This is a genomic window from Nonomuraea insulae (assembly GCF_042656245.1).
In genome coordinates, this window is record NZ_JBHSPA010000093.1 from 85,100 (window position 1) to 96,614 (window position 11,515).

Sequence of the window (11,515 nt, forward strand, 5' to 3'; positions counted from 1 at the left end):
AGCGTGGGCGAGGGGTGGGAGGCGACAACATGGCAGCGCCGAGGCCGGGAGAGCCGGTCCGGGGATCGAGCACCGGACGTCCCCTGATGGCCGCGCTCGACCTGTTCGGACGTCGATGGAACCTGCGCATCGTCTGGGAGTTGCACCACGGCGCGCTCGGCTTCCGCGCCCTTCAGCAACGTTGCGACAACATGTCGTCCAGCGTCCTGCGACAGCGGCTCATCGAACTGCTCGACACCCGCATCGTCGAACAGCAGCCCGACACCGCCTACCGCCTCACCGAACTGGGCGACGGCGCCTACCGGGCGCTGCGCCCGCTGGTGCGATGGTCCGGCGACTGGGCGACCGCTCTGGCCGACGACCCCGCCACACAGAGCCGGCAGGCCGCCCTGGAGTAGGTGCGCCGCGAAGCCCTCGGCCGTGCCCTTCCTCAGCTCACCCTGCGCCGGCCTGTCGCCGCGGGGCGCGGCGTACCCGGTAGGCGTAGGCCAGTGCCAGGACGATCGGGCCCCACAGCGCGATGGGGGTGACGCACACCATCGCCAGCGCCTGCCACCAGCCGTTCTCGTACGTCACGCGATCGAAGACGCCGACCCAGGCGAGCACCATCCAGATCGAGACCGCCGTCATGATCGACCCACCGATCGCGGCCGGGACGACCGCCGCCATGGGCCGCACCCGCCTTCCTCCGATGAGCGGGAGCCAGCCCGGGGCCACCTCGCCCCAGCCACGCACCAGACCGATGCTGAGCAGCGCCGCCAGCTCCGTCAGCACGCTGAGCCCGAAGACGTAGGGGACGGTGATCCACAATGGTGCCACAGGCGCGTCGTTGAGCTGGCCCATGTCGAAGTGAAAGGCGAACGGCAGCCTCCACAGGCACGAGGGCAGCAGCAGCCAGGGAAGCACGTAGGCGGCACGCAGCGCCCAGCGCGGGACCGGCTGTTCGGTGTCGCTGACGGCAGGGGCCGTGTGCAGCAGTTTGATAGCCATGGCCGCAGCCTCCCGGAACCGCGAGGATGAGTGATCACCTCTGGGGGTGAACCGGCTCCCCCGAGAGAGCTAAGTTCCGGCAGATCCTGGCGACGGTTCCGGTCGCCAGGCGTTCACCGTCCGAGTGCTCTTGGACGGGGAGGTGTGTCGCGGGTGATAGAACGGCCAGGTGAATCGCGTGCATAGTCAAGATCGCCGGAAATGGTCCCTGGTCCGGGAATCCGATATTTCCTCCGACACACACGAGGCTCTCGCGGAAATGCTGGCCCGGGCTTACCCGGCGTACGCAGGGATCTTCAGCGGTAGGCGAAGCTGGGCCTGGGCCCGCCCGGAGGCCCGCATGGTCGGCCTGGCGGACGACCGCCCCGTCGCCCAGCTGGGGCTGCTGCGGCAGTTCGTACAGAGGGGTGAGAGCGGTGAGCGCCTGCTGGTCGGCGAGGTGGGCACGGTCGCGGTCGACCCCGGCTTCCAGGGCCGGGGCATCGGACGCGAGCTGCTCGCCCAGACCGCCACGGAGCTGGCCGGCCTGGCGCTGGACTTCGGCTACCTGACCTGCAGTCCGGCCGTGATCCCGTTCTACGAGGGTGCGGGCTGGCATCAGCTGCCCCATTCGTCGGTGTCGGCCGGCGACAGTCACACCATGATCCTTCCCCTCAACGCCTCCCTCTCCGCCTGGCCCCGCACTTTCCAGGCGACCTGACCTCGGGGAGCCAGGCCGTCAAGGTGACACCCGACTCACCCGGTGCCGCTGACACTCACCGGCTCGATGACGAAGATCACTCGTTCCTGGTCGCGGCCCCCGTACCAGGGATAGGGCTTGCCCGTGTACTTGTGGGAGAGCTTCTCGATGTGGTCGACCGCGTCCTTGGTGGTGATGTCGATCACCTGGCCGCGCATCTGGACGTAGCGTGAGGGGTCCTCCGGAGAGGAGACCGCGAGCGCCACCCGCGGGTCCCGCTCGATGTTCCTGGTCTTCAGGTGGGTCTGCACGCTGTTGATCAGTACGTGCCTGCCGTCGGTGTCCACCCAGGTCTGGGTCACCTGTGGCGAGCCGTCGGCCATCGTGGTGGCGAGGTAGCAGACGCTCGGCCCGCGCAGCAGGTCGAGCACATCTTCAGTGAGTGTCACGGGTCTCTCAGACGTCGTCAGGGATCTCGGGAAACCTCTTTGATACACCAGGATCGAACCCGCCTGGGACGGGGGAGGCGGCCTCCGTCAGCCGACCATGCCGCCCAGGCGGCCCTCCAGCATCAGCAGCAGCTCGGCCAGCAGGTCGGCGAGCTCGCGTTCGCGGTCCGGTGACAGGCCCTCCAGCAGGGCCGTCTCGTACTCCAGTTGCTTCGGCAACAACCGCATGATGAAGCTCCGGCCGTGCTCGGTGAGTGACAGGTGGCTCACCCGCCGGTCGCGGTCGTCGATGCGCCGGGCGACCAGGCCGATCTCCTCCAGGCGTTTGACCCGTTTGGTCACCGCCGCCCCCGAGGCGAACGTCTCGCGGGCGAGCCTGCTGGGCGTGAGCTCGCCGCCGACCCTGAGCAGGGCGCAGAGCAGGTCGAACTCCGCGCGGTTCACGCCGGCGCGGCCCAGCGGGGCGTCGGTGGCCTGCTGGAGCAGGGCGGTACAGCGGTTGAGCCGCCCGATGACGGCGATCGTGCCGAGGTCGGCGTCCGGGAGGACCTGCCGCCACTGACGCAGCGCGATCGCCACGGCGTCCTCCACGTGCGCGGTCCTTCCTGTGGTGCTGCGGGGTTTCGGTGGCTCCGATCGTACGCGCCGGGCCCGGCCTGTCAGGACGCCAGCTCGGCCAGCCGGTGGTGCCCGGCGCGTTCGGCGGCGACGATGCGCTCCTGGGGCAGCGCCGTGCTCCACCACTCGCCCGACGCGGTGTCGACGGCCTCGCGCAGCTCCACCAGCGCGGCCCGCAGCCGGTTACGGGCAGCGGCCCGCTGTGCGGGCGGCGCGATCTCCGCCATGGCCCGCTCCAGGCGGTCGAAGCCCTCGCGTACCCGGCGAGCGGCTCGCCGGTCCGGCAGGAGCACGCAGGCCAGCAGCCCGGCGGCGGCGCCCACACAAGTGTCCAGCCAGCGGTCCGCCACCAGCACCGGCACCGGCTGCGCACCCGCGAACTCGGTCATCAAGATGGCCGTCGGCGTGACGAACACGCTGCCCAGCCAGTAGTTGCGGGTGACGGCCGCCTCGGTGACGAACTGCATGACCAGGACGGCCACGACGAGCGCCAGCGCGCCCAGCCTCGTCACGGGGGCCAGCAGGGTGAACAGCGCCACGCCCAGCAGGTTGCCCACCACGCGCTGGACCGCGCGGCTCCAGGACAGAGTGGTGTTGGCGGCGAAGACGGCCGCCGCCGTCACCACCGCCCAGTACGGCCGTCCGACGCCCAGCGCCATCGACGCCCAGCCCGCCAGCGCCGCGCCCGCGGTCACCGTGACCACGGACCGCCACCTGCGGGCCACCTCCACCACGATGCGAGCCACCTCAGCCACGAAACGCCGCCTCGCCGCGCCGCAGGGGGCCTCGACGGCGACCCCGGCCAATTCGGCGCGCTCGTCGGCCATGAGCTGCGCGTCCCGAGCCGGCGGCACGGGCACCGCCCGCCCTTTACGCAACGCCTGCGCCCAAGCGACCAGCACCTCCGCGCCCCGGGCCCCCGGCACCAACCCCACCGCCGCACCTGCCGCATCCGCCGCATCGGTCGGGTCCGCCGCGCCGGTGGTGTCGGCCGCGCCGGCCGTACCCGTCGAACTGGGTGCGGTGTTCGTGACGGCGGCTGCCGCGGATTCCGCGCGTACCAGAAGTCGCCGCAGTTCCTCCCGCCGGTCGCCGGAGTGCAGCAGCGTCTGCCAGGCGGCGTTGACGGCGGCGGCGGCGGCGCGGACCTGGTGCAGGTCGTCATCGTGGGTACGGGCGCGCAGCAGGCGGGCCGTCGACTCCAGCGCCCGCGCCACCGCGACGCGCTCGGGCCCGTCGCGCCGCACCAGCCCGGGCGCCATCCCCACCGCCCAGGCCACGGCGCCGCCCAGCAGCCCGACCCCCACGTGCAGGGGCACGTCGGCGAGGCGCTGCGGCACGAAGGCGGCACTGGCGGCGATGAACGTGAGCACCACGTTGCCGGGCGGCCCGACCCGGGTCGCATCGCAGGCGGCCTTGTGCAGCCCGGCCAGCGCCGCGGCCACCGCGACCCGGACGGCGACGGAGTCGGTGAGCGCGGCCGTGACGAGCGCGACCCCCGTGCCCGACACCATCCCCAGCACGACCCACGCCAGCGCCCTGGCCCGGGCTGCGTACGGCAACCCGTGACCGTACAGGGCGCACATCGCCCCGGCGGCGCCGTACAGGACCAGATCGAGCCGGCCGAGCCACAGCAGCCCGAGCAGCACCACGGCCAGGGCGGCCACGGAGCTCAGCGCGGGTTTGTGCCAGACGTCTCCGAGCGGCCTCAGACGCAGGGCGGATCGCACGGGCATGCGGACACGGCGGGAAAGGGAGACAACACTCATCCCCACAAGCTTATCATGTGTTTTACTAGTAAAATACCTGGTGCCGAGCGTAGGAGCCCGTGCTTGTTCAGCCGTCGAGCGTGTTTAGGAGCGTAGAGCTGGGCACAGGCAGAAGCCGTCGTTAGGAGGCTGAAATGCGATCTATGGAGAAAGCCGCATCGCTGAGCATGGGCATGCTCAGCGGCGCGCTGGCGGCCGCGCTGTTCAAGCGGGTCTGGACGCTGGTATCCGGCCAGGACGACGCGCCTGACGCCGACGACCTCGACCGCGGCTGGACGGAGGTCCTCGTCGCTGCGGCGGCACAGGGCGCGATCTTCGGCCTGATCAAGGCCGCCGTGCACCGCGCGGGCGCGCAGACCTTCCAGGGCCGGACGGGCGATCGCCGGGCGAAGCACTGAACCGGGCCGGCCGGGGCCAGGCCGGCGCCCCAGCCCTGGCATCGGCCCGCCACGCCGCCGGCCCGGGTGGTTTGGGCGTCAAGGTTCGGGCAGTTGCGGGTCATGAACGGACAAGACGAAGAACCCTCAGAGATGCGAGCCGCGGTGGGCCGGGTCATGGGGGAGAGCGACACCATCGCCGATCGCGCCAACGTGGAAGTCAGGCAAACACGTCGTCCGATCCCCGCGGAGCCGATCGAACAGCCGCCCGACCCGGAGCAGAAGGTCGAGGACGAGCGACGCGAGGTAGCCGAAGCCGCAGGCGAAGAGGACGTCAGCCCCGATGCCGAGCCCACCGGTTGAGCGGTCCAGCTAGAACGGGGCCCACCGCCGTTTGTCGTACCGGCGTGGGAGCATGACTTCATGGCGACCTCGAACCAGCCGGTGACGGTCCCGACCGACGGCAGCGTGGACGACTTCCTGGCCGCGGTCCCTGACGAACGCCGACGGGCCGACGCGGAGCGCCTCCGCGCGATTCTGCGCGAGGTGACCGGTGAACCCGCGGTGATGTGGGGTTCGAGCATCGTCGGCTTCGGCAGCTACCGCTACACCTACGCGAATGGGCGCACGGGTGACTGGCCCTTGGCGGGCTTCTCGCCACGCAAGCAGCATCTCGTCGTCTATCTGGTGGGTGGGTTCGAGGAGCGGCACTCCTCAGTGCTCGCCCGGCTCGGTCCGCACAAGACCGGGCGGGGATGCCTTTACCTGAAACGGCTCGACGACGTCGATGAGAGCGCGCTGCGCGACCTCATCGACCGTACGGTGCGGGTGCACAAGGGCGTCGACCGGGCGAGCAACCGCGGACAGTAGCTGAAGGCCTGGTCACCCGCCCTACCTCGATGGGCGACGGCAGGACGCTGCTGCTGGCCGGGCGTCAGCGGGCGGCCAGGGAAGATCGCAGACTACGCGTGATCCTGCACGTCAACACGCCGGCGCTGGCCCGCCTGCCTTGGGAGTTCCTGTACGACGCCGGCGCGGAATCCTACCTCTGCCTGGCGTCCCCAGGTGCTCGCCCCGCGCCGGCCGTTACAGGTGTCAGGGCCCCTGCGCATCCTGTGCATGGTCGCCCGTCCGGGCGATCAGCAGCCCGTCGCGGTGGAGGACGAGCGCCGCCGCATGTCCCAGGCCATGGCCGACCTGCGGGCGCGCGGCCTGATCGAGGTGCACTGGGTGGCCGGGCAGACCTGGCGCGACCTGCGCCGGATACTGCGTCCGGCGGCCTCCGCCTGGTGGTGCTGAACGCCTGCGAGACCGCCCGCGCCGCCCAGGACAACGCCTTCTCCAGCGTCGCGGGTTCGCTCATGCGCACCGGTATGCCCGCGGTGCCGGCCATGCAGTATCCGATCTCCGATCCGGCCGCCGTCGAGTTCGGCCACGCGTTCTACGAAAGCCTCGCCGAGCACGCGCCCCGTGGACGTCGCGGTGATGGAGGCCCGCCAAGCCCTCAGACTCGCCCTGCCCGGCACGCTGGAGTGGGGCACACCGGTGCTCTACCTGCGCTCGCTCGACTCCACCACCGCTCACCTGTTCGACCGCACCATCTCCCTCCGAAGGCCGGCGCCGCCTCCCATGAGGCAGAAGTCCCCGGCAGTTGCTCTTCCTGGCGACGGGCGGGTGAGCGCGAAGCCGGGCGCGGGGACCTTTCAAGCCACGGCTGTCCCGGTTGCTGCCCGCCGTGATCGCGCTCGCCGCCATCGCACTCGCCGGTGTCGGCTTCTTCCAGCTGTTCCCATCGAAGGAGATGTCACGGTCATGCGCGTTCCGCATGTGACGGTTGCCTGCCTACGATCGAGGCAGCGGCGCGTAAGGCGATCTCGTCCGGTCTGGCCCGGGTCAACGCGTTGATCGAGCGAAGGTTGACGGGCCCGCTTCGGTCGCCGTCCGGGCTGGCGACGCTGGCGGCGATGGGGATGTCGTCGGCGAAGGTGATTTCCAGCCGCCAGGCCTGGCGACGCAAAATGATCACGGGTCCGGTCAAGGTCTCAACATCCCAGCCGTGTCGGCATGCGCGGCGGGCGATCGCGTCGGGGTGCACCAGATTGTCATCCTCGTCATTTGGGAGAAGGGGTCTCTTGCGGTGACGTAGGCCGTTCATTGACTGGGACGTATGCGGCGGGCGAACGGAGCCACACCTGCCCAACGCGTGCTGGTCGAATCTGTGTCTGCATGTGATCAAGGTAAGGAGCCGGGCGCGCCCCTTACGTCGCCCGGCGGGGCGTGATCAGGAGAAGGAGGCCAGCGCGATGCTCAGGGTGCGGTCGTTCTGGCCGGAGGCCTTGGCGTCCGTGGAGTTGACCGAGTACACCAGGGTGCGGCTGAGATCGCGGGTGGCGCCGACGCCGGCCGCGTACCCGTAGCGGGCGCCGGTCTTGCCGTAGGCGACGATGCCGCCCGGCAGCACGAGCCGCGTCATGCCGGAGGTGTAGACGGCCGGCTGGTTGCCGCACTCATCGTGCATCTTCACGTCGGGGACGGTGAACATGGGCTCCAGCTGTGCCTTCGGCACGACCTTGCCGGAGAACAGCGCCTTGACGAACTTCTCCAGGTCCGCCGTGGTGGAGATGAGGTCGCCCGAGGCCCAGGTCGAGGTGACGCTGGTCTCGGTCATGTCGACCACCTGGCCGTTGCCGTACGGGATCGCGTCGTCGAATCCCGCGGGCACCACCTGGTAGCCCTTGTGGTGCGGGCCGCGGATGCGCGCCGAGTCGCCGGGCAGGTAACTGTCCCGCATGCCGACCGGGCGCAGGATCCTCGCGGTGACCTCGTGCTCGTACGAACGGCCGGTGATCTTCTCGATCAGCAGGCCGGCCACGAACGTGTTGGTGTTGAGGTAGTGCTGCCTGGTGCCGGGCGGGAACTCGACCGGGTTCCGGACGGCCAGGGCCACGTACTCCCGCGGCTTCCAGGTCTTGAACCTGGTCTGGTAGACCCAGTCGAACGTGCCGGGCAGGGTGGGGGCCGGCAGGCCGCTGGTGTGGTTGAGCAACTGGCCGACGGACACCTCCGGGTAGGAGCGGGGCAGCAGGCCGGGCAGGTAGTGCTGGACCGTCCCGTTGAGCGAGACCTTGCCTTCGGCCACGAGTTGCAGCACGACCGCGGTGGTGAACATCTTGGTCACGCTGCCCGCCCGGAACCGTACGTGCTCCGCGGCCTTGCGTTGGGTGGCGAGGTCGGCCACGCCGGTCACGCCCTTCCACGAGCCCTTGCTCCCGCCCACCCGGACGATCGCGGCGGTGGCGTCGGCGGCGGGCAGGTTCGCGATGGCCTTCTCCAGTGCGGCGGAGTTGATCGGCGGTATCGGCGCGCCGGGATCGGCCCGGATGACGGCCGGCGGAGGACACGAGGTGGCCGCCTGGGCGGGCAGGGCCACGACGGTGGTGGCCAGGGCGAGGCAGGCGACAGCCAGCTTCATCGGAATATCTCCAGGTGAGAGGTGATTTGCAGCGATGGGACCAATCTTGTCGATCACGCCGCCGCGGCGGATCGCCGATGCGACTGATTCGTCCTCACTCCTGCGAGGGAGCCGCGCAATCACCCGTACCGGCGATGTCCCGGACCCCGCGCGGAGCCGAGGATCTTTCCCATGAACTCCCGAACCGCCTTCATCGCCGCTCCTCTGCTCGTGCTCGCCTACGGCGTGATCCGCATCCTCGACGGCCTCGACGGCAGCCGCGGCCCCGGGCTCGCGTGGACCACCGGCCATCTCGCCTTCATCGCGGCACTCCTCCTGTTCGTCCAGATCTTCTGGCAGATGCGGCGGATGGCCGGGCGGAACGTGCTGTCCACCGTGAGCGCGGTGGCCGGGACCGCCGGCATCGTTGCGCTGCTCGCACAGTTCGGCATCGACCTCGTGGTCGGGTTCATGGCCGCCGACCACGCCGGCATGGGCGTGCTGTTCGACCGGGTCCAGGACGTGCCCGGGGTGTCGATCGCGGTCTACGACGGCGCCCCGTTCCTGTTCTATCTCGGCCAGCTCGCCCTGGTCGTGCAGCTCGCGGCCGTCCGCCGGGTCAGGATGTGGACGCCCGTCCTGGTCCTGATCGACCTCGTCCTGCCGTTCGCGGACAAGGACCTCATCCCGGTCGGCGCGGTCTTCCTGCTGATCTCGTTCGTGCCGCTCGCCCGCCAGGCCGCCGCCACCACGGTCAGGCCCGCCGTGGCTCTCGCATGACACAGGCGGCAAGATTGGATGTTGTGTCCGATCTACAGTTCTTCGACCCGGTTCGCCGGTGGTCGCGCTCGCTTCCACCGATCTGGCTGGATGCCGGGCTGGCGGCGCTGGTGCTGGTCGTGCAGCTGTGGCCGTTCTTCTCCCGGGAGAGCCCCTTCGGCGGTCCCTGGCACTGGTGGGGATACGCGGTCGTGGTCGCCGCCGCGGTGCCGCTGATCTGGCGGCGCCGCGCGCCGGTGACCGTGCTGCTGGCCACCCTCTCCGCGACAGCGCTCTACGACGTCGTCGACGAGGTCGCCGCCCAGCCCATCTGGTACGGCGGGCTGATGGCGCTCTACACCGTGGCCGCGTACTCCGCCCGGTGGCCCCGCGTGATCACGCTCGTCTTCACGATCGCCGGCGGCCTGCTGATCGTCGGCTCGTCCGAGACCGCCCTGCGCGGCATCGTGCTCTTCGTCGCCGCCTACGCCATCGGCCGGGCCGCCGCCTCCTCCCGGGCCCACGCCGCCGCGCTGGAGGAGCGGGCCGCCCAGCTCGCCCGTGAACGTCAGGCCGAGGCCGATCGGGCCGCCGAACGCGAACGCGCCAGGATCGCCCACGACATGCACGACATCCTGGCCCACGCGGTCAGCCTCATGGTGGTCCAGGCCGAGGCCGGGCCGGTGGTGGTCAGGAGCGACCCGGCCAGGGCCGAGGCCGCCTTCGACGCGATCGCCGGGGCGGGCCGCGACGCCATGGTCCAGCTCCGCCGCATGCTGAGCGTGCTCAAGGAGGATGAGGGCCCGCGCTCCCCGCAGCCGACGATCGCCGCGCTCCCCGCCCTGGCCGGCCAGGTCAGGGCCACCGGCCTCGAAGTGACATACTCCACCTCGGGCGAGCCGGGGCCGCTGACTCCCGACGCCGAGATCGCCGCCTACCGGATCACCCAGGAAGCCCTCACCAACATCGTCAAGCACGCGGGCGCCACCCGCGCCGACATCACCCTCGCCTGGCAGGACGACACCCTCATGATCGACATCACCGACGACGGCCGCGGCGGCCGATCGGCCTTCCCCTCGGGCGGCAACGGCCTGATCGGCATCCGCGAGCGGGCCGCGGCCTGCGGCGGCACCGCCACGGCCGACCGGCGCGCCGACGGGCCCGGCTTCCGCGTTCTCGTACGGCTCCCGCTGCGCCGGGCGCCGCGCGAAGGCAGGGCCGCGTGAGCGTCCGAGTCGTGGTCGCCGACGACCAGGAGCTGGTGCGCGGCGGATTCAGCATGATCCTCGACGCCCAGCCGGACATCGAGGTGGTCGCCGAGGCGGGCGACGGCGCGCAGGCCGTCGAAGCCGTCCGCGAACACCACCCTGACCTGCTGCTGCTCGACATCCGCATGCCCGTCATGGACGGCATCGAGGCGGCCCGCGTCGTGTGCGCGGAGAGCGGGTGCCGCGTTCTCATGCTCACCACGTTCGACCTGGACGACTACGTCTACGACGCGCTGCGCGCGGGGGCCAGCGGGTTCCTGCTCAAGGACGTCCGCCGCGACGACCTCGTCCACGCCGTACGCGTGGTCGCGGCAGGAGAGTCGTTGCTCGCGCCGTCCGTCACCACGAAGCTGATCGCCGACTTCACCTCCAGGGCGGCGCCCAGTCTCGCCGCGAAGCCGTCGGAACAGTTCACCGCGCTCACCGCGCGCGAGCAGGAGACGCTGCGGATGATCGCGCGCGGCCTGTCCAACGCGGAGATCGCCCAGGCCATGGTGGTCAGCGAGCACACCGTGAAGACGCACGTCAGCAACGTGCTGACCAAACTCGGGCTGCGCGACCGGGTCCAGGCGGTGATCGCGGCCTACGAAGGCGGCATGACCGTGCCCGGCGACCCGCGCTGACCAGCCGCACAACGTGACCTGCCCGCTCTCACCTGAGAGCGGGCAGGCCGCGTGCTCCACCGGAGCTCCCACACCGTTCGGGCAGGAGCTTTCTACCGGCCTTGACTACCTAGCCGTTCGCCGGCGGCCTGAAGATCTGCCAGATGCGCCAGAGAATCGTCGGTGCCTTCGAGGACGGCGTGTCCGAGGTGTACGGCTTGGAGGCCGGGCCGTGCCCGGTGCCCTGGTCAGCCATCTCGTCAGCCATGCTCCGGGCACTCCCTTGGTGCTGCCCGGTAGGACGGACCCTCCCCAACTGCTCGTCGATCGAGCGTTTCTGCGTTTCGGACAGCCCGCGCGACGGGCTCTGGTTGGTGCTCGGCGGATTGCGCCGGGCCTTGGGCGGCGACGGCCGCTGGACAGCCCTGCGACTGGTCGGACGGGCGGCAGGCCGATGCCTGACCGTGCTCCTGGGCCTGCTCGCGCGCCTGGCCACCGCCCTGCGTGCGGCTTCGGCTCGTCGCCTGGCCGCCGCGGCCCGGCGCGCGGCGCC

The 11,515-nt window shown here is 70.9% G+C and carries 17 protein-coding genes; 10 read left to right on the forward strand and 7 right to left on the reverse strand.

Features of this window, described 5'->3' with window-relative positions; genetic code table 11:
- The first annotated feature begins 29 nt into the window (after window positions 1-29).
- Window positions 30-398: a winged helix-turn-helix transcriptional regulator gene (locus ACFPZ3_RS57035; RefSeq protein ID WP_379522844.1), complete on the forward strand. Its 369-nt coding sequence runs from the start codon at window positions 30-32 to the stop codon at window positions 396-398.
- Window positions 399-435: 37 nt separating this feature from the next.
- Here ACFPZ3_RS57035 and ACFPZ3_RS57040 read toward each other — a convergent pair whose 3' ends face one another.
- Complete coding sequence (locus ACFPZ3_RS57040) at window positions 436-990, reverse strand: hypothetical protein (RefSeq protein ID WP_379522845.1); 555 nt, start codon at window positions 988-990, stop codon at window positions 436-438.
- 178 nt (window positions 991-1,168) lie between these two features.
- Here ACFPZ3_RS57040 and ACFPZ3_RS57045 point away from each other — a divergent pair, with 178 nt between their 5' ends.
- Complete coding sequence (locus ACFPZ3_RS57045) at window positions 1,169-1,690, forward strand: GNAT family N-acetyltransferase (protein WP_379522846.1); 522 nt, start codon at window positions 1,169-1,171, stop codon at window positions 1,688-1,690.
- 35 nt (window positions 1,691-1,725) lie between these two features.
- Here the strand turns inward: ACFPZ3_RS57045 and ACFPZ3_RS57050 are convergent, their stop codons facing one another.
- The 3 genes from ACFPZ3_RS57050 to ACFPZ3_RS57060 form a co-directional block, all read right to left on the reverse strand.
- Window positions 1,726-2,118: a PPOX class F420-dependent oxidoreductase gene (locus ACFPZ3_RS57050; RefSeq protein ID WP_379522847.1), complete on the reverse strand. Its 393-nt coding sequence runs from the start codon at window positions 2,116-2,118 to the stop codon at window positions 1,726-1,728.
- Window positions 2,119-2,205: 87 nt separating this feature from the next.
- Window positions 2,206-2,709: a MarR family winged helix-turn-helix transcriptional regulator gene (locus ACFPZ3_RS57055; RefSeq protein WP_379522848.1), complete on the reverse strand. Its 504-nt coding sequence runs from the start codon at window positions 2,707-2,709 to the stop codon at window positions 2,206-2,208.
- Window positions 2,710-2,777: 68 nt separating this feature from the next.
- The gene (locus ACFPZ3_RS57060) at window positions 2,778-4,472 is read right to left on the reverse strand and encodes an FUSC family protein (RefSeq protein WP_379522849.1); all 1,695 of its coding nucleotides are present in this window, start codon (window positions 4,470-4,472) and stop codon (window positions 2,778-2,780) included.
- Window positions 4,473-4,648: 176 nt separating this feature from the next.
- On the opposite strand from ACFPZ3_RS57060, the gene ACFPZ3_RS57065 reads away from it, so the two are divergent.
- From ACFPZ3_RS57065 to ACFPZ3_RS57085, 5 genes are all read left to right on the forward strand, one after another.
- Window positions 4,649-4,903 carry a DUF4235 domain-containing protein gene (locus ACFPZ3_RS57065; protein ID WP_379522850.1) on the forward strand — a complete coding sequence of 85 codons (255 nt, stop codon included), beginning with the start codon at window positions 4,649-4,651 and terminating at the stop codon, window positions 4,901-4,903.
- A gap of 132 nt (window positions 4,904-5,035) precedes the next feature.
- Window positions 5,036-5,245: a hypothetical protein gene (locus tag ACFPZ3_RS57070; protein ID WP_379522851.1), complete on the forward strand. Its 210-nt coding sequence runs from the start codon at window positions 5,036-5,038 to the stop codon at window positions 5,243-5,245.
- Between the two features lie 60 nt (window positions 5,246-5,305).
- Window positions 5,306-5,752, forward strand: coding sequence for a DUF1801 domain-containing protein (locus ACFPZ3_RS57075; protein ID WP_379522852.1), 447 nt, complete (start codon window positions 5,306-5,308; stop codon window positions 5,750-5,752).
- A 195-nt stretch (window positions 5,753-5,947) separates the two neighbouring features.
- Window positions 5,948-6,181, forward strand: coding sequence for a hypothetical protein (locus ACFPZ3_RS57080; protein ID WP_379522853.1), 234 nt, complete (start codon window positions 5,948-5,950; stop codon window positions 6,179-6,181).
- A complete protein-coding gene (locus ACFPZ3_RS57085; RefSeq protein WP_379522866.1) occupies window positions 6,175-6,621 on the forward strand; it encodes a CHAT domain-containing protein in 447 nt (148 codons plus the stop codon). Before ACFPZ3_RS57080 ends, ACFPZ3_RS57085 begins: the two co-directional genes overlap by 7 nt.
- 71 nt (window positions 6,622-6,692) lie before the next feature.
- On the opposite strand, the gene ACFPZ3_RS57090 is transcribed toward ACFPZ3_RS57085, so the two are convergent.
- Both ACFPZ3_RS57090 and ACFPZ3_RS57095 read right to left on the reverse strand, forming a co-directional pair.
- The gene (locus ACFPZ3_RS57090; protein ID WP_379522854.1) at window positions 6,693-7,037 is read right to left on the reverse strand and encodes a hypothetical protein; all 345 of its coding nucleotides are present in this window, start codon (window positions 7,035-7,037) and stop codon (window positions 6,693-6,695) included.
- Between the two features lie 126 nt (window positions 7,038-7,163).
- On the reverse strand, window positions 7,164-8,354 hold the full coding sequence (locus tag ACFPZ3_RS57095) for a serine hydrolase domain-containing protein (protein WP_379522855.1): 1,191 nt from the start codon (window positions 8,352-8,354) through the stop codon (window positions 7,164-7,166).
- Window positions 8,355-8,525: 171 nt separating this feature from the next.
- On the opposite strand from ACFPZ3_RS57095, the gene ACFPZ3_RS57100 reads away from it, so the two are divergent.
- From ACFPZ3_RS57100 to ACFPZ3_RS57110, 3 genes are read left to right on the forward strand one after another with little or no spacing between them, the layout of a single operon-like run.
- Window positions 8,526-9,113 carry a hypothetical protein gene (locus ACFPZ3_RS57100; protein WP_379522856.1) on the forward strand — a complete coding sequence of 196 codons (588 nt, stop codon included), beginning with the start codon at window positions 8,526-8,528 and terminating at the stop codon, window positions 9,111-9,113.
- A gap of 23 nt (window positions 9,114-9,136) precedes the next feature.
- Window positions 9,137-10,318 carry a sensor histidine kinase gene (locus tag ACFPZ3_RS57105; RefSeq protein WP_379522857.1) on the forward strand — a complete coding sequence of 394 codons (1,182 nt, stop codon included), beginning with the start codon at window positions 9,137-9,139 and terminating at the stop codon, window positions 10,316-10,318.
- A complete protein-coding gene (locus tag ACFPZ3_RS57110) occupies window positions 10,315-10,983 on the forward strand; it encodes a response regulator (protein WP_379522858.1) in 669 nt (222 codons plus the stop codon). Before ACFPZ3_RS57105 ends, ACFPZ3_RS57110 begins: the two co-directional genes overlap by 4 nt.
- Window positions 10,984-11,092: 109 nt before the next feature.
- Here the strand turns inward: ACFPZ3_RS57110 and ACFPZ3_RS57115 are convergent, their stop codons facing one another.
- The gene (locus tag ACFPZ3_RS57115) at window positions 11,093-11,230 is read right to left on the reverse strand and encodes a hypothetical protein (RefSeq protein ID WP_379522859.1); all 138 of its coding nucleotides are present in this window, start codon (window positions 11,228-11,230) and stop codon (window positions 11,093-11,095) included.
- Between the last annotated feature and the right edge of the window lie 285 nt (window positions 11,231-11,515).